Origin of the sequence: Leeia speluncae (assembly GCF_020564625.1) — a bacterium.
Classification (GTDB): Bacteria; Pseudomonadota; Gammaproteobacteria; order Burkholderiales; family Leeiaceae; genus Leeia; species Leeia speluncae.
Genome location: NZ_JAJBZT010000004.1, coordinates 1 through 23,527, shown reverse-complemented (window position 1 = coordinate 23,527; position 23,527 = coordinate 1). Strand labels below are relative to the sequence as shown.

At 44.9% G+C, this 23,527-nt stretch carries 20 protein-coding genes; 8 read left to right on the top strand and 12 right to left on the bottom strand.

Annotation, left to right across the window (positions count from 1 at the left end; translation table 11 throughout):
* Nucleotides 1-71: 71 nt before the first annotated feature.
* Nucleotides 72-1,766: a glutamine--tRNA ligase/YqeY domain fusion protein gene (locus LIN78_RS07985; RefSeq protein WP_227180270.1), complete on the bottom strand. Its 1,695-nt coding sequence runs from the start codon at nucleotides 1,764-1,766 to the stop codon at nucleotides 72-74.
* Between the two features lie 123 nt (nucleotides 1,767-1,889).
* Nucleotides 1,890-2,243 carry a DMT family protein gene (locus tag LIN78_RS07980; RefSeq protein ID WP_227180269.1) on the bottom strand — a complete coding sequence of 118 codons (354 nt, stop codon included), beginning with the start codon at nucleotides 2,241-2,243 and terminating at the stop codon, nucleotides 1,890-1,892.
* A gap of 201 nt (nucleotides 2,244-2,444) precedes the next feature.
* Between LIN78_RS07980 and LIN78_RS07975 the strand changes: the two genes are divergently transcribed.
* The 5 genes from LIN78_RS07975 (at nucleotide 2,445) to LIN78_RS07955 (ending at nucleotide 6,915) form a co-directional block, all read left to right on the top strand.
* A complete protein-coding gene (locus tag LIN78_RS07975) occupies nucleotides 2,445-3,581 on the top strand; it encodes a tetratricopeptide repeat protein (protein WP_227180268.1) in 1,137 nt (378 codons plus the stop codon).
* Nucleotides 3,582-3,589: 8 nt separating this feature from the next.
* Nucleotides 3,590-4,894: a L,D-transpeptidase Cds6 family protein gene (locus LIN78_RS07970; protein ID WP_227180267.1), complete on the top strand. Its 1,305-nt coding sequence runs from the start codon at nucleotides 3,590-3,592 to the stop codon at nucleotides 4,892-4,894.
* A 29-nt stretch (nucleotides 4,895-4,923) separates the two neighbouring features.
* Nucleotides 4,924-5,568, top strand: coding sequence for a peptidylprolyl isomerase (locus tag LIN78_RS07965; RefSeq protein ID WP_284700248.1), 645 nt, complete (start codon nucleotides 4,924-4,926; stop codon nucleotides 5,566-5,568).
* A 36-nt stretch (nucleotides 5,569-5,604) separates the two neighbouring features.
* On the top strand, nucleotides 5,605-6,105 hold the full coding sequence (locus LIN78_RS07960; protein ID WP_227180266.1) for a peptidylprolyl isomerase: 501 nt from the start codon (nucleotides 5,605-5,607) through the stop codon (nucleotides 6,103-6,105).
* A gap of 63 nt (nucleotides 6,106-6,168) precedes the next feature.
* A complete protein-coding gene (locus LIN78_RS07955) occupies nucleotides 6,169-6,915 on the top strand; it encodes a UDP-2,3-diacylglucosamine diphosphatase (RefSeq protein ID WP_227180265.1) in 747 nt (248 codons plus the stop codon).
* Here LIN78_RS07955 and LIN78_RS07950 read toward each other — a convergent pair.
* Both LIN78_RS07950 and LIN78_RS07945 read right to left on the bottom strand, forming a co-directional pair.
* A complete protein-coding gene (locus LIN78_RS07950) occupies nucleotides 6,896-7,744 on the bottom strand; it encodes a sulfurtransferase (RefSeq protein WP_227180264.1) in 849 nt (282 codons plus the stop codon). The two genes, LIN78_RS07955 and LIN78_RS07950, sit on opposite strands and share 20 nt — an antisense overlap.
* Nucleotides 7,745-7,753: 9 nt before the next feature.
* On the bottom strand, nucleotides 7,754-8,956 hold the full coding sequence (locus tag LIN78_RS07945) for a THUMP domain-containing class I SAM-dependent RNA methyltransferase (RefSeq protein ID WP_227180263.1): 1,203 nt from the start codon (nucleotides 8,954-8,956) through the stop codon (nucleotides 7,754-7,756).
* A 110-nt stretch (nucleotides 8,957-9,066) separates the two neighbouring features.
* On the opposite strand from LIN78_RS07945, the gene hemB reads away from it, so the two are divergent.
* A complete protein-coding gene (gene hemB / locus LIN78_RS07940) occupies nucleotides 9,067-10,071 on the top strand; it encodes a porphobilinogen synthase (protein ID WP_227180262.1) in 1,005 nt (334 codons plus the stop codon).
* Between the two features lie 38 nt (nucleotides 10,072-10,109).
* On the top strand, nucleotides 10,110-11,027 hold the full coding sequence (locus LIN78_RS07935) for a DUF808 domain-containing protein (RefSeq protein WP_227180261.1): 918 nt from the start codon (nucleotides 10,110-10,112) through the stop codon (nucleotides 11,025-11,027).
* A 28-nt stretch (nucleotides 11,028-11,055) separates the two neighbouring features.
* Here LIN78_RS07935 and LIN78_RS07930 read toward each other — a convergent pair whose 3' ends face one another.
* The 4 genes from LIN78_RS07930 to LIN78_RS07915 all read right to left on the bottom strand — a co-directional run bounded on the left by LIN78_RS07930 (nucleotide 11,056) and on the right by LIN78_RS07915 (nucleotide 17,721).
* On the bottom strand, nucleotides 11,056-12,675 hold the full coding sequence (locus tag LIN78_RS07930) for a cyclic-di-GMP receptor FimW-related protein (protein WP_227180260.1): 1,620 nt from the start codon (nucleotides 12,673-12,675) through the stop codon (nucleotides 11,056-11,058).
* Nucleotides 12,676-12,690: 15 nt separating this feature from the next.
* A complete protein-coding gene (locus tag LIN78_RS07925) occupies nucleotides 12,691-13,113 on the bottom strand; it encodes an HIT family protein (RefSeq protein WP_227180259.1) in 423 nt (140 codons plus the stop codon).
* A gap of 188 nt (nucleotides 13,114-13,301) precedes the next feature.
* Nucleotides 13,302-17,162, bottom strand: a complete 3,861-nt coding sequence (locus tag LIN78_RS07920) for a DUF3683 domain-containing protein (RefSeq protein WP_227180258.1) — start codon at nucleotides 17,160-17,162, stop codon at nucleotides 13,302-13,304.
* Between the two features lie 154 nt (nucleotides 17,163-17,316).
* Nucleotides 17,317-17,721: a YqaA family protein gene (locus LIN78_RS07915; protein WP_227180257.1), complete on the bottom strand. Its 405-nt coding sequence runs from the start codon at nucleotides 17,719-17,721 to the stop codon at nucleotides 17,317-17,319.
* A gap of 444 nt (nucleotides 17,722-18,165) precedes the next feature.
* Here LIN78_RS07915 and LIN78_RS07910 point away from each other — a divergent pair, with 444 nt between their 5' ends.
* On the top strand, nucleotides 18,166-19,752 hold the full coding sequence (locus tag LIN78_RS07910; RefSeq protein WP_227180256.1) for a PAS domain-containing hybrid sensor histidine kinase/response regulator: 1,587 nt from the start codon (nucleotides 18,166-18,168) through the stop codon (nucleotides 19,750-19,752).
* Nucleotides 19,753-19,832: 80 nt separating this feature from the next.
* Here the strand turns inward: LIN78_RS07910 and LIN78_RS07905 are convergent, their stop codons facing one another.
* The 4 genes from LIN78_RS07905 to LIN78_RS07890 form a co-directional block, all read right to left on the bottom strand.
* A complete protein-coding gene (locus tag LIN78_RS07905) occupies nucleotides 19,833-20,276 on the bottom strand; it encodes an RbsD/FucU family protein (RefSeq protein ID WP_227180255.1) in 444 nt (147 codons plus the stop codon).
* Nucleotides 20,269-21,075, bottom strand: coding sequence for an ATP-binding cassette domain-containing protein (locus tag LIN78_RS07900; RefSeq protein ID WP_227180254.1), 807 nt, complete (start codon nucleotides 21,073-21,075; stop codon nucleotides 20,269-20,271). Before LIN78_RS07900 ends, LIN78_RS07905 begins: the two co-directional genes overlap by 8 nt.
* 2 nt (nucleotides 21,076-21,077) lie before the next feature.
* The gene (locus LIN78_RS07895) at nucleotides 21,078-22,034 is read right to left on the bottom strand and encodes an ABC transporter permease (protein WP_227180253.1); all 957 of its coding nucleotides are present in this window, start codon (nucleotides 22,032-22,034) and stop codon (nucleotides 21,078-21,080) included.
* Between the two features lie 93 nt (nucleotides 22,035-22,127).
* The gene (locus LIN78_RS07890; protein WP_227180252.1) at nucleotides 22,128-23,123 is read right to left on the bottom strand and encodes a sugar ABC transporter substrate-binding protein; all 996 of its coding nucleotides are present in this window, start codon (nucleotides 23,121-23,123) and stop codon (nucleotides 22,128-22,130) included.
* Nucleotides 23,124-23,527: the final 404 nt, after the last annotated feature.

Here is a 23,527-nt window from a genome sequence, read left to right as displayed (position 1 = left end):
TACAACCCTGAAAGCAACCGCTTTCAAGAAACAATTCAATACTTAATTACGTGGAAAACACAAAGCTTTAGTTAGGCTTGTTCTTTTGCCCACGAATCTTTTAAGGTCACGGTACGATTGAAAATCGGTTTCTTATCGGCCACATGCTCATAGCGATCTGTGCAGAAGTAGCCCAACCGCTCAAATTGATAGCGCATCTCTGGCTCAGCCGCTAAAACACACGATTCTACATAGGCCGTCACAGTCGTTAGCGAGTTAGGATTAATAAACTGTTTAAAGTCTACATATTCGCCATCTTCACCACGTACAGCATCAGGACGAGGAACGGAGAACAGTCGGTCGTACAATCTCACATCCGCTTCAATCGCATGCTCGGCAGACACCCAATGAATCACCCCTTTAACCTTCCGACCAACCGGGTTCTGGCCTAAAGTGTCATGATCAATTGAGCATTTCAACTCAATTACTTTCCCACTTGCATCTTTAATTACTTCTTCACACTTAATAACATAACTGTATCGCAAGCGAACCTCGCCACCGGCGGTTAGACGCTGCCATTTTGGTGGCGGCACTTCTGCAAAGTCATCTTGCTCAATCCAGATTTGGCGAGAAATCGGCACCTCTCGTTCGCCAAACTCAGGATGATGAGGATGGAATGGTGCACTACGGCTTGCAGTGACCGCCTCATCATAGTTAGTCAATGTCACTTTAATTGGGTCTAGTACTGCCATGACACGAGGTGCCTCTGCTTCTAGCTTCTCTCGAACCGCACCTTCTAGCACCGAGTAATCAATCACATTTTCGCTTTTTGAGATACCACAACGCTGTGCAAACAGGCGAATACCCTCTGGCGAGTAACCACGGCGACGCATGCCAGAAATTGTCGGCATACGCGGATCATCCCACCCTGAAACAATTCCCTCTGTCACGAGTTGATTTAGCTTTCGCTTAGACGTCAGTGCGTACAACAATTCAAGACGTGAAAACTCGTACTGTCGCGGGTGACAATCGATACTAATGTTATCTAGCACCCAGTCATACAATGGGCGATGATCTTCAAACTCTAAAGTACATAGAGAATGCGTAATCCCTTCTAATGCATCTGAAATACAATGTGTATAGTCATACATTGGGTAGATGCACCAATCATCACCTGTGCGAATATGATGCGCGCGACGAATACGGTAAATCACAGGATCGCGCAGGTTTACGTTTCCTGAAGACATATCGATTTTTAATCGTAATGTCTTGCTTCCATCTGGAAACTCTCCATTTTTCATCCGTGTGAATAAATCTAAGTTTTCTTCCACGCTACGATCACGATATGGGCTGTTTTTACCTGGCTCAGTTAAAGAACCACGATAAGCGCGCATTTCTTCAGCATTTAACTCACAAACGTATGCCAAACCTTTTTGAATCAATTCAACTGCAAATTGAAACAACTGAGGAAAATAGTCAGAGGCATGGCGAATATCACCATTCCACTCAAATCCCATCCACTTCACATCTTCTGCGATCGAACGAGCATACTCATCTGACTCTTTCTCTGGATTGGTATCATCGAATCGAAGATTACAAACGCCAGGGTATGGGTTCTCAGCTTGAACCAATCCAAAGTTTAAACAGATCGACTTAGCATGGCCTACATGCAAGTATCCATTTGGCTCTGGAGGAAAACGAGTAACAATAGATTGATGTTTCCCAGCAGATAAATCGGCATCAATAATGTTACGGATGAAGTTAGAAATGACTGGCGTATCACTCATAATCTAGAAAAATCGCTTATATAAAATCAATCTACCCAACCAGCAATTGCCAGTGGCAGATCTAATAAATAGAAATATTGCGCCTGATTCTACCTGAAAGCAGCAAACAGGGGAAAACTTGGCTTAATTCCGAAACATAAAATAGACCGCCCCAACCATGCACACGGCGGCCCAGACATAATCCCACTTAAAAGGCTGGTTCATGTAAAAGACAGCAAATGGCACAAACACAGACAAGCTAATCACTTCTTGTAAAATCTTTAACTGTGACAAGTTAAGCACGGTAAAGCCAACTCGATTTGCAGGTACCTGTAGCAAATATTCAAATAACGCAATCCCCCAACTAATCAAGGCGGCGATATACCAGGGGGACTGCCCTAAGGTCTTCAAATGACCGTACCACGCAAAACTCATGAAGACGTTTGAACAGATAAGAAGAAGGACCGTTGTCCAAATTGGTGAAAAGTTGAAGTACATTTGAACTCTTAGATATCCGATCTGTCTCTTGCTTTACGCATTCACTACGGATGCAAAAACTGATCTCAAAATAACGATCTGATTATGTAATCGCAAAATTATAGCATTTGCCCTAACAATCACTGCATCAAATAATTGTGGGGAATGCTTTTATGTTGGTAGAATCAGTCAGTTATAACAGGACAAGAATATTCTTCTAACATGAAAAAGAGTTCGCTACTGGCACTTCCATTGCTAATTGCCCTTGCAGGAAATGTATTTGCAGACGAAGCACAAGAAATTTCCAAACTGATTAAGCAAGGACAAACTAGCCAAGCCCTTGATCGTGCGAATCAATTCTTGACTAAATCCCCTCGTGACGCTCAAGTCCGATTTGCCAAAGGCCTCGCCTTGGCAGAGTTAGGACGTGCACCTGAAGCGATCAAAGTATTTCAAGGACTCACTCAGGACTTCCCTGAGCTGCCTGAACCATACAATAACCTAGCTGTGTTATATGCACAGCAAAAGCAATACGACAAAGCGCGCCAAGCGCTTCAGATGGCCATTCAAACACACCCAAGCTATGCTACTGCGCATGAAAACTTAGGTGATATTTATGCAGAAATGGCCAGCCAAGCTTACAGCAAAGCCTTACAAATCGACAAAACCAATGCAAATGCACAAACTAAGCTAACGTTGGTTAGAGAGTTATTCTCTAGAAAAGTGGGTGGTGGAAAAACAGCACCATCAGCCGATCCTGTCAAAGTTAATACCATTGCAGCAGTCGATATCAAACCCAAAGCACCAGAGACAAAACCTGCCGAGCCAAAGACAACAGAGCCTACCGCCGTTGCCTCTAATAAGCCAGCAGAGAATAAATCGGTTGAAAACAAGCTACCAACTGCGAAGCCAGTTGAGCCTACCAAGGTCGCTGCCGCAAAACCAATCGAGACCAAGCCTACTTCGGCCGCAGATACAAAGGCAACAACTGCAAAGACAGCAGAAAAATCTCCTGATGACAGCAAACAAGTACTTCGCAGTGTAGATGCATGGGCGCAAGCGTGGTCAGGTCAAAAGGTATCTTCTTACCTAGGCGCATACGGCAAAGACTTCCGACCACCTAAAGGTCAAAATAGAAAAGCTTGGGAAGAGGAACGTAGAGACCGCTTGTCTGCACCAAAATCGATTGCGGTTGACGTTAGTGATGCAAATGTGACTTTTGTCGACGGCAATACCGCCAAAGTGACATTTAAACAGTCCTACAAATCTGACAGTTTAAGTAGCACAACAGGTAAAACACTCATGATGACCAAATCGGGCGACCGCTGGGTAATTACAGAAGAACGAGTTGGGCGCTAAGCGGTTAGATGAAGTCTAAGAAACCCAAACAATTATTGCCAAAACGCTTAATCGCCTTTCTACTCGCAATCTTGCCAGCAGCATCAATCAGCTCGTTCAATGTGATCGAAAATACTTCCTCCGTTAACGAGCCCATTGGTGGCACAGACACCCCGAGTCAAACGACTCACATGACCTCTTTGGTTTTACCCACATTCGAAGGGGCGATCGCGCATAAAAAGCCTGAGGCACTGTTAGTCAGGGCCATTGAGCTCATTAGATCAGGTAAATTAGAAGATGCCCAACTTGCCTTAAACCAACTCATTACGGCCTATCCAAACTATAAATTAGCTTATTTAATTCAGGGCGATTTACTGCTAGCAAGGCAACATGCGATTAGCACCTTAGGGAATCTTGCGAGCGCACAACCAAATGACTTATCTGACTTACGACACGAAGCCAAAGTACGCGTAGATCATTACGTGAGTGATATTCCGACAGAAGAAGTACCATCGAATGCAGTCAAGTTGGCAGACTCACAAAAATACATACTAGCCGTAGACGTTGTAAAGTCACGCATGTTTGTCTATCAAAACGTGAATGGACTGCCTAAGCGCATCGATGACTTTTACATTACGATTGGGAAAAATGGTTTCGACAAATATGTTGAAGGCGACCAAAGAACACCGCTAGGTGTTTATTTTGTTACTTCAGAACTGGCCAAATCAACTTTGCCAGACATGTATGGTGATGCTGCGTTTCCACTTAATTATCCAAATGAATGGGATAAAAGAGAAAATCGTACAGGTCATGGCATCTGGATTCATGGCAGCCCATCCGGAACCTATAGTCGCCCACCATTATCGTCGAATGGTTGCGTTGCATTAACCAACCCTGACTTAGGTGCACTTCGAAAGTATCTTCAGGTTGGGATTACGCCAGTTATCATCAGTAAGAACTTTCAATGGGTAAAAGCAGGAGATCAGGCCCAGCTAAAGTCCTCATTAGAAAGCAATATTGAGTCTTGGCGTAAAGACTGGGAAAGTTTAAATACGCAACGATACCTTTCTCACTATGCTGATTCATTTAAAAACTCAACGGCTGACTTAAGTACTTGGAAAGCGCAGAAATCAGCCGTTAATGCGACTCGCAAATGGTTAAAAGTGGGCGTAAAGAATCTGAGTTTATTTGCTTACCCAGGCAAGAGTGACTTAGTAGTCGCTACTTTTGAACAGAATTATGAAAGCGATGTCGTTAGCGGCACAAGTATCAAACGCCAATATTGGCAGCGGTTTGGTAATGATTGGAAAATCGTTTTTGAGGATGCAGCTTAATTTTAAGCGTGCGAATAAGGAATAGATCGATGAAGTTATTCAAGCATTCAATGGCACTACTGCTCGCTGTCGCTAGTAGTTATGCATTCGCGAGTAACCCTGTAGTGGAAATCAAAACCAACCAAGGGACCATCGTTGCGGAGTTATTTGAAGATAAAGCGCCTGTGACAGTGAAAAACTTTCTCACCTACGTCGACTCTGGTTTTTATAACGGGACATTATTTCACCGTTCCATCCCTCACTTTATGGTTCAAGGTGGTGGTTTTGCCCCGGGTTTAAAGCAAAAACCAACGCAAGCGCCAATTAAAAACGAAGCAAGCCCATCTTTGCCAAACAAAGAAGGCACGCTAGCGATGGCCAGAACAAATGATCCTGACTCTGCAACAAGTCAATTTTTCATTAACCTAAACGATAATAAACACCTAAACTACTATAAGCCTGAACCGGGTTATATTGGCTATGCAGTGTTTGGAAAAGTCCTTAAGGGTTATGAAGTTGCAGAAAAAATGGGCAGTGTTGCAACCCACTCTGCTGGCGCATTTGAAGATGTACCGGATAGAGATATTGTAATTGAATCGATTAGTCGTGTTGCTCAGGCAGCACCTCCTGCTGCTGCACCAGCTAAAAAGCCGGTAAAGAAAAAAAGTAGCAAAAAGAAAGCCTCTAAAGCATAAAGCTCGTACCTCTGAATTGAAATAAAGGATTTAAAAATGGCAACTAACGTCAAACTAACAACCAATTTTGGTGCAATTACTCTAGAGCTAGATGAAGTAAAAGCCCCAAAAACAGTTGCTAACTTTGTTGAGTATGTAACATCTGGCTTCTACAACGGTACGATCTTCCACCGTGTAATCGATGGTTTCATGATCCAAGGCGGCGGCTTTGAAGCAGGCATGAAACAAAAAGACACTCGCGATCAAATTGAAAATGAAGCTGCTAACGGCCTGAAAAACGACAGTTACACAGTTGCGATGGCTCGTACGCCAGATCCGCACTCTGCTACCGCACAATTCTTTATCAACGTTGCAGATAACGATTTCCTAAACTTCCGCGCGGCAAACGCGCAAGGCTTCGGCTACGCGGTATTTGGTAAAGTGACCGAAGGTCAAGACGTTGTGGATCAAATCCGCAAAGTAGCAACCGGCAGCAAAGGTTTCCATCAAGACGTGCCTAAAGAAGATGTTGTTATTGAGTCTGCTGAATTAATCTAATGATTGATTAATGAACAGTATATGAGTGCGGCCGAATAGGCCGTACTCAATATCACCTCTCAAATGTCCTTCACAAGTATCTACCTCATTTCAGACCTTCACCTAGCCACGGTGAAGAGCCCTGAGTTTAAGCATTTCCAGCAATTTCTCAATCGCCTTCAATCAAATGATCAGCTCTATATTTTGGGTGATTTTTTTGATGCATGGGTGGGCGATGATGCAGTTCATTTACCCGATTTAGCAACGATCGCAGATGCGTTAAAAACTACATCCCAAAAGGGTTGTGCGCTTTATTTCATGCACGGTAATCGAGACTTTTTGGTCGGAAAGGCATTTTGTGATGCAGTTGGTGCTCACCTATTGATGGCGCCACATCGAATCTCAGTCGGCAGCAAAGAATATCTGCTACTTCATGGTGATGAGTTATGTACTGATGACGTTGCCTATCAACAGTTCCGTCAAGAAGTACGAGGTGAAGAGTGGCAATTGGCTTTCTTAAACAAACCATTAGAAGAACGGTTAGCCATTGCAACGCATCTTAGAGCGGAAAGCTTGCGGTCAAAATCATCCAAAGAAATGTCGATCATGGATGTGAATGAAGTAGCGGTGAAATCAATCCTTGCGACTTCCCCAGGCGCAAACCTTATCCATGGGCATACCCATCGACCTGCGATTCATCGATACGAAAATCAGGCTAGAATGGTGATTCCTGATTGGCATGAAGAGGACTGGGGATACATTCACTTAACAGATAGTGGAGCATCCCTTTATCAATACCAAGATCAAGTCGCTAAGGTGTTGGCCCTGTAGCAACAGGGCGGGAAGCATCTGCACACCACTCGCTCCATGAGCCTGGGTACAATCCTGCACCAGCAATGCCGGCAATTCGCTGCGCCAATAAGTTGTGACATGCCGTCACCCCTGAGCCACATTGATTCACCACGGCGTCTAAAGCCTGATTTTCAATGGTTGCCATCCATTGTTGCTTTAACACCTCAGCGCTTAGAAAACAACCATTTGCATCTAAATTTCGTTGAAAGAAGTAATTCTTAGCACCAGGGATATGGCCACCAACCGGGTCTAAGGTCTCCCCTTCCCCGGCATAACGACCGGCCGCCCGAGCATCGACAACTAAAAGTTGATTACTTCCTAGCGCAGACAATACATCGTCTGCGGAATAGGTTTTCTCTAACGTTGGCTTGATCACAAACTCGGCAGCAGGCAAAGCCACTAACTCAGCATCTAATAACCCACCGGCTGCTAAATAGGCTTGGATACCGCCATCTAATACAGCCACTTTGTCATGACCCAACCAACGAAGCATCCACCACAGTCTGGCCGCATACATCCCGCCGGCATCATCATAAGCGATCACTTGAGAAGCATTAGAAATACCAATTTTTGCTAGCTTGCTTGCAAATGCCTCTCTGTTTGGCAGTGGATGTCGACCATTGTTGCCTGTTTTCTCGCCAGACAAATCCACATCGAGATGCAACCTTACTGCACTAGGGATATGCCCTTCGGCATACACTTTTTGACCATATTCCCCATCGGTTAGCTGATGCCGGCAGTCAACAATGACCACATTGTCTTTTGACAAGGCGAGTAATTGAGATGGGGAAATTAATAGGTCAAACATGCTCATTCCTTATGCACTTTCCGTTGGAGAATCAGATTCTGGCTTACGATTAGAACCTGCAATCACTTTATATTCAAATAGGCGACATTCTAATGCACCATTAAATAGCACAGTACGTTTGCTAGCAGACAAACGAACCCCTTTAGCCAGAGCCAAGTCAGCCGTAAAATAGTAACAGCGCCATCCCGCAAAACGCTGCTTCATCACATCACCCAATTTTGGATACATTGCCTGCAGCGCGGTTTGCTCTCCTAATCGAACACCATAAGGTGGGTTCGTTACCCACACCCCATTCTCCGCAGGGGGGCTAACTTCCAACACATCACACTGTTTCAACGCAACCACACCGGCAAGACCAGCACTATCTAGGTTGTGTTTTGATAGGCGGAGAGAATCACCAAACTTATCACTTCCAAAAATAGGCAATGCTTTCGTCTCAATCTTGATCGCATCACGTTCATTTCGCCAAGCCAACCATTCTTCCATAGGGAAAGAACGAATTTTCTCAAAGGAGAATGGTCGACCTCTACCTGCATCAATGCCTAACGCCATTTGAGCAGCTTCCATCAAGAAAGTACCACTACCACACATAGGATCTAACAAGGGCTGGCAGCTACCATTGCCATCATCTGCTTGCCAGCCGGAGAGCACCAGAATACCTGCCGCTAGGTTTTCGCGCAGTGGCGCATCCCCTTGCACCTGCCTTAAGCCTCGTTTAAACAGTGGCTCACCGGAAGTATCTAGGTACAGGGTAACTGTTTTTGGATCTAAATAGGCGTAAACACGATGATCTGGATTGACGGTATCTACACTAGGTCTTGCGCCGGTTCGTTCTCTAAAATGATCACACACGGCATCTTTAATTTTTAAGGTCACAAAATCTAAGCTGCGTAATGGGCACTTGGTTGCCGATACGCTAACCTTGATTGTGTTGTCATTGTTAAACCACTGCCCCCATGGCAAGGCAACCGCCGCACGGTAAATATCATTCTCAGTCCGATACGGTGCTTGTCTTAACTTCCATAGCACGCGACTAGCAATGCGGCTTTGACGGTTTACCTTGGCACACAATAACCAATTCCCAGAAAAACTAACGCCTCCGGGCACTTCTTGTACATTTTCCGCACCAATTGACTTTAGCTCGTTTGCTAAGACAGTTTCTAACCCTCGCGGTGAGGTCGCAAAAAAGTCATGTACCCGTTCATTACTCATTAACATCTACTCCAGTTGCATCACCCAACCTGCGGGAAATGCCTCAATTCGTTTACAATAGCGTGATTATAGCCTTTATCTGGCTTCTGCACCGCTTATAGGACATTACCATGAATTTACCTCGTCAATTTCCATCAAGCCGCATGCGTCGGCTACGTAGACATGCGTTTTCACGTAATCTAGTAAGAGAACATGCACTGACCGTAAATGACCTGATTTATCCAGTTTTTGTCTTAGAAGATAGCGGCAGAGAAGAAGCCGTTGCCTCTATGCCTGGCGTCATTCGCAAAAGTATCGATTTACTGCTGAAAGAAGCAGAAGAATGTGTGAAGCTGGGCATCCCTATGCTTGCCTTATTTCCTGTCGTGCATAGCGATAAAAAATCATTGCTAGCAGAAGAGGCATACAACCCTGAAGGGCTTGTTCCGCAAATCATCAAAGCACTCAAAGCCAACTTTCCTGAATTGGGCGTGATGACAGATGTCGCGTTAGACCCTTATACCATCCACGGCCAAGATGGCATTATTGATGAGGATGGCTATGTCCTGAATGAAATCACGGTGGATATTTTATGTAAACAAGCCGTTTGTCATGCCAATGCTGGCGCTGATGTAGTTGCCCCATCAGATATGATGGATGGCCGCATTGGGCGTATTCGTCAATCACTCGATGAAGCGGGCCATGAACTCACTCAAATCATGGCTTACTCGGCCAAATATGCGTCTAGCTTCTATGGCCCATTCAGAGACGCCGTTGGATCAGCGGGTAATTTGGGCAAAGGCAATAAATACACGTACCAAATGGACCCCGCCAATACGAATGAAGCCCTGCATGAAGTCGCACTAGATATTCAAGAAGGTGCAGATATGGTCATGGTGAAGCCTGGTATGCCATACTTAGATATTATTCGCCGTGTCAAAGATGAATTTGGTGTACCTACTTTTGCCTACCAAGTGAGCGGCGAATATGCAATGCTAAAAGCTGCTGCGCAAAATGGCTGGCTAGATGAGAAAGCTTGCGTGTTAGAAAGCCTGATGGCATTTAAGCGAGCTGGCGCAGATGGCATCCTCACTTACTTTGCACCAAGCGTCGCGCGTTGGTTGCAGGAAAAATAATCCTACTTTCGTTTAATTTAACCAGAAAGAGATAACCAATGGCAGGAAGTAGCCTTTTCGCTCTCATTGATGATATTGCCACCCTGTTAGATGATATTGCGGCAATGAGCAAAACAGCGGCGCAAAAAACAGCAGGTGTTCTTGGTGACGATCTTGCATTAAATGCGCAACAAGTGTCTGGCATAAGAGCGGAAAGAGAACTTCCTGTTGTTTGGGCGGTGGCCAAAGGCAGCTTAAGAAACAAAGCGATTCTAGTGCCCGCAGCGCTTTTAATTAGCTCGTTGATACCATGGGCAATTACTCCACTGCTCATGATTGGTGGTGCCTACCTGTGTTTTGAGGGGGTTGAAAAGCTTGTTCATCCTTTACTGCATGCAAAAGAAGAGTCCGAGGAGCATGCGGCACATCTCAATGCCATTCAGTCCCCCGAAACGGATATGGTGGCATTTGAAAAAGACAAAGTAAGTGGCGCAATCCGGACCGACTTTATTTTATCTGCCGAAATTATTGTGATTGCCCTAGGCTCTTTGCCGACCGGCACATCCTTACTGCAAACCTCGCTGGTCCTAATTGCAGTAGCGATTGCAATGACAATTGGCGTTTATGGCTTTGTAGCTGGCATTGTGAAGTTAGATGATGCGGGTCTCTATTTACGAAGAAGCTCAACATCAAGCAGCCCACTTTACTGGATTGGTGGCCTACTGCTAAGTACGGCTCCAGTACTAATGAAAGTACTCTCTGTTGGTGGGACCATTGCGATGTTTTTAGTGGGCGGCGGAATTTTAGGCCACGGCATTCCCGTTTTTCACCATGCGGTAGAAGCACTAACGATCAACAAGCCTGCTTTGATCCAGATGCTACTCCCCTCGATTGCAAATATCCTGCTTGGGATTGTTTCTGGCGCAGCAGTGCTAGGGATCACCACCTTAGCAAGTAAATTATTCAAGCGAAGCTAAACGCGATATCGGCCGGTTGAGAGGAATCTTAGTCGGCCGGAGTAATTTGGAAAGCATCAAAATTAAAGCCTCTAATTTCTAAATGCTCCAATTTCACTTGCCTTATTCCTTCATCAAAATACAACTTAACATTCCTACCTTCGAGCAAACAGCCTGAAGGTACTAACAGCATTTCTAACTGTAATGCCTCCGTAACTGCTGGAATATAAATACCAGGTTGTCCGTGCGTCGTTAATGTCATCACGCCCATCGGTTCCACGCCAACGCCTTGTGGTTGACCTTGAAATAAAGACACGCCAAGTTCGATCAGTCCGTCATCATCAAACAACAAGCGGCGCACAACCCCAAGAGAAGGCTGCTCTGACCTTACCTTATTTACCAGTACAAGTTGTAACTGCTGCCAATGCTGAGCCGTTTCTTGCCCTAGAACGCCTATTCCACCTTCGTTTTCATCTTTTAATTGCCACACTTCTAAAGAGGGACGCTCTGGCGCAAGTTGTTCTTTAAAGTGATAGGTCTGTGTCTCACGCTTGCCAAAGAGTTGATAGTCAGATTCTTGGCTAGCCCGAATTTGCATACTGGACCAATATTTCTCAAATGAGATGCCTGTCAAATAGGTAAAACAAACCGGCCAGTCGCCAGAAACACCAATCTCTTGAGAGGTACCATGCCTTGGAAGCCCTCTATCACGCCGCTCTGACCAATGACGATATAGCGTCGTTAATAGGTTCACCCCACCAGCAGAAATTAAACGGTCACTTAATTCAGGGATATCCCAAGCCTCACCACTCCTTAACGCTTTCACACGCCTAGCCAACGACGCCATGATAGGGTCTCGCTCTATATACAACAAAGAGGAATGGGCATCAGAGACAAGATGAGGCGAACTCATTAAGTGTGGTTTCTCCCCATCCACAATAATCGGGGGATATTTGCTTTCAAGAGGGGCTTCGTTAACACAGCGCAACTTGTCTCTTAAGATAAATAATAACTCATCGACAAAAGCCAATTGTTTAGCTGAAAGCTTGTGTGGGGAACATTGAGTAAGCAGAATTAAATGTGCGAACATTTGCCTTAAAGAAATCGAACCGCCACCGGGCAACTCATTATCTTTCACTTTTCTATCTACCCAATCTAATGCCAGCATGGGGAAGAAAATATCTTTTAATGCTTGCCAGCCAATTAACGGCACTTTTCTATACGCATAAAAAAAACAAATAAACCAGCGACTTAAACCATACATCGCCCGTTGCGCAGCAAAAACGGCAAATTCTTTCGCGCCCTCATCGCCTTTTAAAGCAGCATCAACAACAATTAAATAACCTTGAACAAAGGATTGCCATGTTTCACAGACTAATTCGAATTGCTGCTGTAATTCACGCGAAAATGGTAAGGGACGAAACTTGAGTTTTGCGGTTTCTACCGCTTGCACGGCAATGAGATGCTCACGAATCACTTCTAGAATTTTTAGGCGTTCACGATGATCCACCCTCGCATCGTTTACCATCCGAAGATAAGCCATTAGCTCTACTTGCATGACCTGCGTGTTACTAACAGGCAGGCTATCGATCCAATGTTTGGTCACACGGGCATCTAATGTACCCGCATCATGGGTTGGGACTGGAATGGCAAACGGGGGGCGGCTCATACTAATTCACCTCATTCATACTTCATTCAAAGCCGCCAACGCTTGTTTTAGTTGATCCACTAATGTGGATAATTGCGCCGAAGTAATTTGTTTAGGTTCTCTTTGCTGAGTCGCCCAAACCGGCGCAGGAAAATGGGCATCCCCTTCCCATCGCGGGATAACATGCCAATGCAGATGGGGCGTCATATTTCCTAAACTAGCCAAATTGATTTTCGTTGGCTGCAATACATCGCGAATAACTGACTCAACAGTCCATACAACGTTCATCAACATATTACGCTCAGAAAGGGGTAGGTCTGTCATTTCTTTCACATGATCAGCCCAAATGACCCGACAAAACCCAGCATACAATGGATCATCCACCAATACCACTCGCCAAAGCGGATGCTTAAATACTATCTGACCACCAGATTCTGAGCAGAGTTCGCACGCATTCATACTATTTTCTTAAACCCAATCAATGACATGTCAATTAATTATGCGCTACCTAATCCATTTACTCAAATAGAATCCTGTCGGATGAAAATCCGTTTCCATCGTCATATCCATTGCATCGTTGAAAACAAAAAAGCCCTACCAAAATTTGATAGGGCTTTTCGACTAACCGTGCACACGTTCAGAGAAAATTAGAGCAGCACACGTTCCACCCCACCACTACGGGCACGACGAACATACTCAGCCATCCAATCTTCACCTAACAGATGCTTTGCCATTTCCACGACGATATAATCTGCCGAAGTATTTGCATCACCAGAGTAACGAGATAACCCTTGCAAACAAGATGGGCAAGAGGTAAGGATTTTCACCTCTGTCTCAGCACTGGCTTCTGCGCGAAGTTTCTCCGCCCCGTTACGCATTTCTTGCTCTTTACGGAATCGTACTTGAGTAGAGATATCTGGACGGCTTGCTGCAAACGTACCAGATTCGCCACAGCATCTTGCATTCAAATCAACCGTTGTACCCATTAATTCGTTGGCGACTTTTAGCGGGTTATGAATTTTCATCGGTGTGTGACAAGGATCGTGGTACATGTATTTGGTGCCACTCACCCCTTCTAGCTTCACCCCTTTTTCTAGCAGATACTCGTGGATATCCATTAAGCGACAACCAGGGAAGATCTGTTCGAACTGATACTTCATCAATTGGTCCATGCACGTTCCGCACGAAACAATCACGGTTTTAATATCTAGGTAGTTCAACGTGTTTGCCACACGATGGAACAAGACGCGGTTCTCCGTAGTAATCGCATCACCTTTGTCTTTAAAGCCAGCAGAGGTCTGCGGATAACCACAACACAAGTATCCAGGCGGTAATACGGTTTGAACGCCAATATGGTAAAGCATTGCTTGCGTTGCTAAGCCCACTTGAGAGAACAAGCGCTCTGAACCACAACCAGGGAAATAGAATACTGCTTCACTTTCCTCAGCAGAGGTCGCTGGGTTACGAATCACCGGCACAATGGCAGGATCTTCGATATCCAACAGTGCGCGAGACGTCTTCTTCGGCAAGCCACCAGGCATTGGCTTATTAATAAAGTGAATCACCTGCGACTTGATCGATGGTTTACCCACAGAAGATGGCGGTGCTTCCGTCTGCGTTTGCACCACACCAATCTTCTTACCCACTTTATGCGCTAGACGTTGAACCTTGTACGCGGTACCGACTAACCCACCACGCAACATCTTGATGGTCGCGGGATCTTTTGCCGTCAAGAACGCCATGCCTAATGCAGTACCCGGGTTAAATTTTTTCTTCCCTTCGGCTCGTAAGAAGTTGCGCATCGCGACGGTCACATCGCCAAAGTCAATTTTCACCGGACATGGATTCACACACTTGTGACAAACCGTACAGTGGTCCGCAACATCGCTCAACTCATCAAAGTGTCGGAATGAAATACCACGGCGTGTTTGCTCTTCATACAAGAAGGCTTCGGTTAACAAACCAACGCCAAGGATTTTATTGCGTGGAGAATAAAGTAAGTTAGCTCTCGGTACATGTGTCGCACAAACAGGCTTACATTTACCACAACGCAAACACTCTTTCACCATATCAGAGATATTGCCAATCTCTGAGGCTTCAAGAATCAGCGATTCTGCCCCTAACAGGTTGAAAGATGGTGTATACGCGTTACGCAGATCTGAACCTGGAAGCAACTTTCCTTTATTGAAGTGGCCATTCGGGTCGATACGCTGCTTATAGTCGATGAATGGCTTGATTTCCTCTTCATGCAAGAATTCGTATTTGGTAATCCCAATACCATGCTCGCCAGAAATTACACCATTTAAGCCTCGCGCCAACTCCATAATACGAGCAACTGCTTTATGCGCACGCTGTAGCATCGCATAGTTATCCGAGTTTACCGGAAGGTTGGTATGTACATTACCATCGCCAGCATGCATATGTAGCGCAACGAATACGCGACCACGTAACACCTGCTGATGCAGTTTGGCGACACCATCTGCAATCGGTTTATCTGTTCGGCCATCAAACATGGCGTGCAGATCCGTCTGCAGCTCTTTCTTCCAGCTGACACGCAGGATAAAGTCACGCAATGCATGGAATAAGCTTTGCGGCGTAGACTCATCGTTTAATAAGGCACGCTCTAATGTGAAACCTTCAAACTTAGCGGTGAATGCTTCAAATGGAGAATCGAGATGGTCCAGAATCCATTGCCAGCGGCTTTCCACGTTGGAAATCAATGACAATGCCTCTTCTCTGCGCTCACCAATCAACTCTTCGTGGCTAACTTGTGAATCGCCTTCGTCTAGCGGTAAATTGCCGCTGAGGAAAAAGTCTTTTAACTTGCCAATAAACTCGAGTTTATTTTCAATCGACAGTTCAATATTGATCCGCTCGATACCATCCGAATAATCGCCCAAACGATCAAGTGGAATCACTACATCTTCGTTAATCTTAAACGCGTTGGTATGTTTTGCAATCGCCGCTGTTCTCGCCCGGTCTAGCCAGAACTTCTTACGCGTTTCAGCAGAAACGGCAATAAAACCTTCACCACCACGTGCATTGGCAAACCGCACCACTTGCGAGCTAGCCTCACCGACCGCATTTTCGTTATCGGAAACAATATCGGCGATCAACACCATTTTCGGGCGACCACGACTTTTCGCTTTCGTCGCGTAACCCACCGCACGCACATAGCGCCAGTCCAAGTGCTCTAAACCTGCTAACTGGACGTCAGGGTGCTGATCTAAATAGTTTTTAATTTCAACAATTGCGGGCGTTGCACGGCTGACTTCACCAAAGAACTCTAAACACACGGTTCGAATATAGCTAGGCATACGGTGTAAGACAAATCGAGCGGCGGTAATTAAGCCGTCACAGCCTTCTTTTTGAATGCCCGGTAGACCCGCTAAGAACTTATCGGTTACATCTTTACCCAAGCCAACTTTTCGGAATGTACGACCAGGAATTGTCAGCACTTCTTCGCTGACGATCGACTTATCGTCATCACCAAAGCGGGTAACTTTAAAGCTAGCAGATTCAGCATCGTGAATTTTGCTTAGGTTATGGTCTAAGCGAGTAATCTCCATCCAACGGCCATTCACATCGACCATGCGCCACCAAGCTAAGTTATCAAGAGCTGTCCCCCAGATAACCGCTTTTTTGCCACCCGCATTCATCGCAACATTGCCACCAATACAGGATGCATCAATTGAAGTTGGGTCAACAGCAAAAACCAGCCCTGCGCCATCTGCCGCATCGGCGACTCGACGAGTCACAACGCCCGCGCCCGCACGAATTGTCGCCGTTTCGATTTGGTGACTCGGCAGAACGATGCGCTCAATTTCACCTAGCGTATCTAATTTCTCGGTGTTAATAACGGCACTCATTCTGGTCAAAGGCACCGCACCACCGGTGTACCCAGTACCACCGCCACGAGGAATCAGCGTCAAACCTAATTCAATACAGGCTCTGACCAGAGGCGCAACTTCGGCTTCCGAATCAGGAGAGATCACAACAAACGGATACTCCACACGCCAGTCAGTCGCATCGGTAACATGGCTGACTCTAGCCAAGCCATCAAAACAAATACTGTCTTTACGAGTAATGCCTGATAAGCGGCGAAGAATCTGTTTTCTAAGTTCACGAGTTTCTTCAAAGTTGCTAGCAAAACGTTTAACAGCGTCACGACCAGCGACGACTAACTGCGAGACCTTTTCCACTTGATCCAGCGGTGCACCATCTGTATTACGCTTATCAATCTCATTGAGTCGATGGTACATCGCATCAATCAATGCTTGCAGTCGCTTGCTGTTATCTAGCAAATCGTCTTGAAGGTATGGGTTACGATCCACAACCCAAATATCACCCAGCACTTCGAAAAGCATCCGGGCAGAGCGTCCTGTTTTACGTTCAGAACGGAGTGAATTGAGCATATCCCACATGGGTTCGCCAAGTAGGCGGATCACAATTTCACGGTCAGAAAAAGAAGTATAGTTGTAGGGGATTTCGCGCAAACGAGCGGTCATGATAAAGCCAAGGCGGATTTAGAAAATTTATAGTCGTATTTTGCTATGTTATGGATGTTTTGCCTAGGCTTGACAAGCACTTTTTTGGCAAATTAACCATAGAAATACCCTAGTTTTCATAGGGTTATCTGCTAATAATGATGATGAATTTCACTCATAAATAGATAGAGTGGACAGCATAAATGACAAGCAAATATCGAATTGCTTTGCCAACTAACAAAAATATGATCGTTGGAAGAATCGCTGTTCTCATCCAGCCGGCAGCCACACACAACGCATCGCCAATAATGGGCACCCAAGAGAACAATAGCAGCCAGATGCCAAAGCGTTGAAATTGGATAATTAGTTTTGGTTTTACTTTTGACGAATCGATGAATCGTCCCAACCACCAAGACGTCATCCCTCCCATTGTGTTACCTACACTAGCAACAATAAACGCAACCACCCATGCCGTTGGCCATTTAGCAATAAATACCCCTAAGGCAATTTCAGAATTACCAGGCAATACAGTTGCAGACAAAAAACTACTTAGAAACAGCAACAAGATAGCAACAAACATTTGGTTTAATTCTTTTTACGAACATCAGTAGGGAGGAGAGCAAGCACGCAGTATTTTTATCGTCCTGATTTTCCAAAATAAGCCGGTTTAAGTAGACAAATCAATATTTTGGATCAAGAATGAGAGTAGGCTTAACATTTTAAGATTGTTTTAGTTCACTTTGGACCTACTTAAACACATGCCATGCCGACAATAAGCGCTAATCCACTTTTACGCAGCTTAAAACATCCTGCCCTTTGGGTTGCAGTAAGCGCCTCTATTGCTTGCTTTCTGTTTTCCCCAATCCTTGGATTAGTCATCTCAATAGCATGCCTGTTCATTCTCGTATTCAGACAGCAGTCTAATATTAGCACTAGTTCACCTCAAAACTTGTCCGAGAGTCTAGACCTGTGGGAAGTAGATTTATCGCCCAGCCCAACAGAAACAATTGAGCCCTCATCTACCGTGGCGAATTCCACACCTGAATTAGACGGCGTAGAGAATACGGCCTTAATGAGTCGCATACAACGATCTATCATAGAAACCACGACCGACTTTATTGCCACCTTTTCTTTAGATGGCACCATCACGTATATCAACCCTGCAGGTCGAACAATGCTGGGCTATTTACCAAGCGATGATCTATCTGATTTAACGCTTTCGACACTCATTCCAGCTAGCGTTGTCGATAAGGTAATGAATGAAGCCATCCCTCAGGCTTTTATGTCTAAAGCGTGGTCTGGAGAAACGGCGATCATGAATCGAACGGGGGATGTTATTAGCGTCTCTCAAGTAGTCATTGCTCATCTCGGAGAAAACGGATTTCCTGAGTATTACTCAACGACCATGCGAGATATCAGCGAACGTCTCGCGGCAGAACAAGCGTTAATTCAAGCGAAAAATGATGCAGAGGCTGCGGCAAAAGCCAAAAGCGACTTTCTTGCGACAATGAGCCATGAAATTCGTACTCCGATGAATGGTATTCTCGGTATGGCACAGTTAATGCAACACACCGAACAAGAACCAGAACAGATTGAATACACACAAACCATCCTGAATTCAGGGAAAGCACTACTAGTTATCATTAATGATATTTTAGACTTCTCAAAAATTGAAGCCGGTAAATTAGCGCTTGAAAATATCCCATTCAATCTCAAGCAGTCCATACATGAGTGTATTGAACTCTTAGTCCCTCAAGCAAAAGAGAAACAGCTCCGCCTTGAATTTGCATACCCACATGAATTAGCAACGAGTTTCGTGGGTGATATGTCTAGAATTCGCCAAGTCATCCTCAACCTACTGAGTAACGCGCTCAAGTTCACAGAGCAAGGGGGTGTATTGGTTCGTGCATCAGGGCATCCTAGTGATCAAGAGGGAATGTATAAGCTGAAAATCGAAATTCAAGATTCGGGTATCGGTATTGCAGCAGATATGGTTCCCACTCTATTTGACAAATTCACTCAAGCAGACAGCTCCATGAGTAGACGGTTTGGGGGGACCGGGCTTGGTCTAGCCATCAGCCGTCGATTAGCAAGGCTCATGCAGGGAGATGTTAACTGTGTGAGTGAAATAGGCGTGGGCTCAACGTTTATCTTTGAACTGCATCTCCCCATCATGGTAATGGAAGATATCGCCACTCAGCAAAACTTGAACGTTGAAGCCGCTTCTACAGACATTAGGATACTGGTCGTTGAAGATAACTTAGTCAATCAGCTAGTCATCAAAAAGATGCTGCAAAAGATGGGCGTTACTCCAGAAATTGCGTCAAATGGAAAAGAAGCTATTTCGGTCGCAACCGCTACTCCATTTGATTTAATTTTTATGGATTGCCAAATGCCAGAGATGGATGGCTTTGAAGCAACCCAACACTTAAGAGAGTTGAAGCTAAAAACACCAGTGATCGCACTAACAGCAAATAGTATGGAAGGTGACCGTGAACGATGCCTAAATGCCGGAATGGATGACTTCTTAAGCAAACCTATTACATTTGAACATCTTAAAAGTACCATCGTTAACTGGCAGCACAAAGAAAGCCCTTTTGTTCCCAATTAGACTGACGCTTGATCTACGAATAAAAAAAACCGCTCCAAAATTAGAGCGGTTTTTTATTGCCACCTATCTCAGCGAACGTGTTAGATAACACCTTTTTTGAAGATAAAATTAGCATATGTGCGGCGTTCACCTGTCTGAACAATTGCGCAGACTTGGCTATCCGCAACCCGATCATAGAATGCAAATCGCTCCAAAGCTTCGCATTGTTCAGCTGTTGCATAGCCCTCTGCAACCACCATATTGATCACTTCCTCTTGTACAGAAGACACATAACCGTCCGGTGTATTACAAACCTTCATATAGGAAATTGGACACTCAACTGCGGCGTCTAGCGCAAGTACAGACAAGATTGCTTCGCAAGCTCGACCCAAATCAATGCCATCTAAACGGATAACAGGGCGACCATTTGCCAATCTAGCGGCTGTAAAGTTTGCGTCAACGACGACAACTTCATCCCCATGCCCCATTGCTCGTAACACAGAAAGCAACTCTGGTGAAAGTAAAGGATCGATTCCCTTAAGCATGCGCTTCGCTCCCCAAATCTTCCGCTTTCATCGCGCCAGTCATCACAGCAACGGCATCAGACATGGAAATATGTTTAGGGTTAACCACCGCAGCACGACGTCCTAAACGCTGAATGTGAATACGATCTGCAATTTCAAACACATGCGGCATATTATGGCTAATCAAGATAACCGGCAAACCTTTGTCACGCACACGACGAATCAACTCAAGCACCATGTTGCCCTCTTTTACTCCAAGGGCTGCCGTTGGCTCGTCCATAATCACCACATGACGTGCAAACGCAGCACTACGAGCAACCGCAACGCCTTGGCGTTGGCCACCAGAGAGTGTTTCCACTGCTTGCTTCATCGAACGAATACCTATTTTCAGGTCCTGCATGTGAGAAATGGCATCTTCAAGCATGCGCTTTTTATCTAGCACATTAAATAACTTACCAAATACGCCTGGCTTGATAATTTCACGGCCCAAGAACAAGTTTTCAGCAATCGTCATCGATGGTGCAACCGCAAGATCCTGATACACCGTTTCAATACCTTGTTGGCGCGCATCAATCGGACTTCTAAAGTTTACAGGCTTACCATCTAACAAAATCTCACCCTCATCAGGCACAATCGCACCTGATAAAGCTTTAATTAAGGATGATTTACCCGCGCCATTATCACCAATTACCGCTAGAATTTCTCCTTGGCGCAGCTCTAGATCCACTCCATCTAAAGCCGTAACATGGCCATAACGCTTTACCAACCCTTTAGCTTGTAGAACAAGCGGTGTAGAAGAATTCAATTCAATGTGACTCATGATTAACCCCGCTTGCGTGACATTTGGTCAGTCGCTACTGCCAAAATGACCAAAATACCAGTAACTAGAATTTGGAATACTGATGCGACCCCCATTAGCGTCAGACCGTTTCGGAAGACACCGACAATCACAGCGCCAATCAAAGTACCCAGAACGACACCACGGCCACCGAACAAGCTCGTACCACCAAGCACTACAGCGGTAATACTATCTAAATTATCTGTTTGACCAGCTTGAGGATCACCCACCCCTGTACGTGCAACAGATAAGATCGCAGCAATGCCATAGAAAAGACCCGCAATCACATACACCCACACCAATACGCGATCAGTGCGAATACCGGTTAAACGAGCAGCCTCTGGGCTATTACCTACCGCGTATACATGGCGACCTTTCGCAGTATCACGCAAGAACCACCAAGTAAATGCATACAGTCCCAATAACAAGATCGTGCCATACGCCAAGGTGGTAGAACCCAAATGAAACGTATTCCCAAAGTAAGTCATCTGTTCTGGAACATTCGTCACCGTCTGTGCGCCGGAATAAATTTGTGTAATCGCAAACGCAATATTCATCGTGCCCAATGTCACAATAAAAGGAGGCAACTTAATGCGGGTGACCAGCATGCCATTTAACCAGCCAAACGCCATTGAAACCGCTAAACCACATAAAATAGAAACATATGGATTCAAGCCGTAACTATCAAAGAATTTGGTCATGATGATCGAACTTAGCGCCATCACCATGCCGCAAGACAAATCAATACCAGCCGTCAGAATGATCAGTGTTTGGCCAATTGCCATCACACCAACCACCATGACTTGCTGCAATATTAAAGAAAAATTCTGACCGGATAGGAATCGGTCACTTTGAAAAGAGAAGAAAGTACAAGCCAAGACAAGGGCCAAAAATGCACCAGCCCCCGGAATTGTGGCTATTTGGTGGAATGTTTTTTTCATTTTTACCTACCTCTGCAGACAGTACACATAACACCGTCTCATTAATAAGAAGAAGGGAACATCAGCCCCCTTCCTCATTGCTACAAGAACAAATTATTTATTGCCCCAGCATGCGCCAAGACCAAATGCAGCATCTTTAGAATCCACTCCAGCTAGTTTTTTACCGGCAATCAAAGTCACGCCAGTATCGACATAACCAGAAACTTTTTTGCCTGTCTTAGCGTAATTAACACCAGCCTTCACGCCATATGCAGCCATTTTTAAAGGGTATTGTTGTGAAGTTGCGGCAATCACACCGTCTTTCAGGTTTTTCACACCATCACAACCACCATCAACAGAAACAATTAACACTTCTTTTTCTCTGCCAACTGCTTTTAGCGCTTTGTAAGCACCCGCTGCAGCTGGTTCATTGATGGTATAAACCACATTGATGTCAGGATTTTTCTGTAGGCAGTTTTCCATTACAGTCTGACCTTTTGCTTGATCACCGTAACTATCACCCATACACACAACTTGCGCAGGTTTTGCCAAATCTGTTGTTTTTGCGGTAACACCAGGAACGCCAAGACCAGCTAAGAAACCATTGTGTCGAGCAATACCAACAGGGTGGCCTGGGAACAAGTCTAGTGTTGCAATTTTAAGACCTTGCGTACCTTTAGCCGCCTTTGTGTATTTACCGATTAATACGCCAGCTGCAAAGTTATCCGTCGCAAATAGCGCATCAGCAGCATCAACAGGATCAGTTGGGCTATCTAGTGCGATCACCATTACGCCCTGCTCACGGGCTTTCTTAATTGCAGGAACAATTGCTTTAGAATCACTTGGGGTAATCAAGATAGTTTTTGCACCGGCGGCAATCATATTCTCAATTGCAGTTACCTGCCCTGCATTATCACCATCAGCTTTACCTGCTGCAGTTAATAGTTTTGCACCTAATTGTTTAGCCTGTTGCTCTGCACCCTCTTTCATTTTCACGAAGAATGGGTTGGTTTCTGTTTTGGTAATCAGGCCAATGATTGGCTGTGCAGCAAAAGCAGAAGCAGCAACACTAGATAAAGCTACAGCAAGGATGGTTTTTTGCAATTTCATGAGAGTCTCCTAAAGATTTTTGTTCTTGCTTACCGCAGAAAACATAACTCGGTACACCAAGTTTTAACTTTTCGTTATCACCGAAAGTGTGTACATGAAACCGCATTACTGTTAATGGCAAATTTCTAAACAAATAAAAATGCATTAACAATTGAAACAATTATAAAAAGAGGAGGTTTTGATAGAAAAAAGAGGTCGTGAAGAAGCGTAAAGAATATCTAGAACCGCTACGTACCTCAACAATAGGTCAGTAAACTATGTAATCAAAGAGAGATGTAACGTACGTAGAAGAGAATATTGAGGAGTGTAGAAGTACATCAGGCCAGAATTTGGCGAAGAAATCGCCATTTAGGGCAAATATCAAGCATGGGAAGCTAACAAATGACTAGGCCAGAGGGCCTGAG

Bases quoted from the DNA above. Each gene is read 5' to 3' on its own strand.
- LIN78_RS07930 (WP_227180260.1), bottom strand. From the start codon at position 12,675: ATGAGCCGCCCCCCGTTTGCCATTCCAGTCCCAACCCATGATGCGGGT.
- LIN78_RS07935 (WP_227180261.1), top strand. From the start codon at position 10,110: ATGGCAGGAAGTAGCCTTTTCGCTCTCATTGATGATATTGCCACCCTG.
- LIN78_RS07915 (WP_227180257.1), bottom strand. From the start codon at position 17,721: ATGTTTGTTGCTATCTTGTTGCTGTTTCTAAGTAGTTTTTTGTCTGCA.
- LIN78_RS07920 (WP_227180258.1), bottom strand. From the start codon at position 17,162: ATGACCGCTCGTTTGCGCGAAATCCCCTACAACTATACTTCTTTTTCT.
- LIN78_RS07970 (WP_227180267.1), top strand. From the start codon at position 3,590: ATGAAGTCTAAGAAACCCAAACAATTATTGCCAAAACGCTTAATCGCC.
- LIN78_RS07965 (WP_284700248.1), top strand. From the start codon at position 4,924: ATGAAGTTATTCAAGCATTCAATGGCACTACTGCTCGCTGTCGCTAGT.
- hemB (WP_227180262.1), top strand. From the start codon at position 9,067: ATGAATTTACCTCGTCAATTTCCATCAAGCCGCATGCGTCGGCTACGT.
- LIN78_RS07975 (WP_227180268.1), top strand. From the start codon at position 2,445: ATGAAAAAGAGTTCGCTACTGGCACTTCCATTGCTAATTGCCCTTGCA.
- LIN78_RS07905 (WP_227180255.1), bottom strand. From the start codon at position 20,276: ATGCTTAAGGGAATCGATCCTTTACTTTCACCAGAGTTGCTTTCTGTG.
- LIN78_RS07960 (WP_227180266.1), top strand. From the start codon at position 5,605: ATGGCAACTAACGTCAAACTAACAACCAATTTTGGTGCAATTACTCTA.
- LIN78_RS07950 (WP_227180264.1), bottom strand. From the start codon at position 7,744: ATGTTTGACCTATTAATTTCCCCATCTCAATTACTCGCCTTGTCAAAA.
- LIN78_RS07985 (WP_227180270.1), bottom strand. From the start codon at position 1,766: ATGAGTGATACGCCAGTCATTTCTAACTTCATCCGTAACATTATTGAT.
- LIN78_RS07955 (WP_227180265.1), top strand. From the start codon at position 6,169: ATGTCCTTCACAAGTATCTACCTCATTTCAGACCTTCACCTAGCCACG.
- LIN78_RS07900 (WP_227180254.1), bottom strand. From the start codon at position 21,075: ATGAGTCACATTGAATTGAATTCTTCTACACCGCTTGTTCTACAAGCT.
- LIN78_RS07895 (WP_227180253.1), bottom strand. From the start codon at position 22,034: ATGAAAAAAACATTCCACCAAATAGCCACAATTCCGGGGGCTGGTGCA.
- LIN78_RS07890 (WP_227180252.1), bottom strand. From the start codon at position 23,123: ATGAAATTGCAAAAAACCATCCTTGCTGTAGCTTTATCTAGTGTTGCT.
- LIN78_RS07980 (WP_227180269.1), bottom strand. From the start codon at position 2,243: ATGTACTTCAACTTTTCACCAATTTGGACAACGGTCCTTCTTCTTATC.
- LIN78_RS07925 (WP_227180259.1), bottom strand. From the start codon at position 13,113: ATGAATGCGTGCGAACTCTGCTCAGAATCTGGTGGTCAGATAGTATTT.
- LIN78_RS07945 (WP_227180263.1), bottom strand. From the start codon at position 8,956: ATGAGTAATGAACGGGTACATGACTTTTTTGCGACCTCACCGCGAGGG.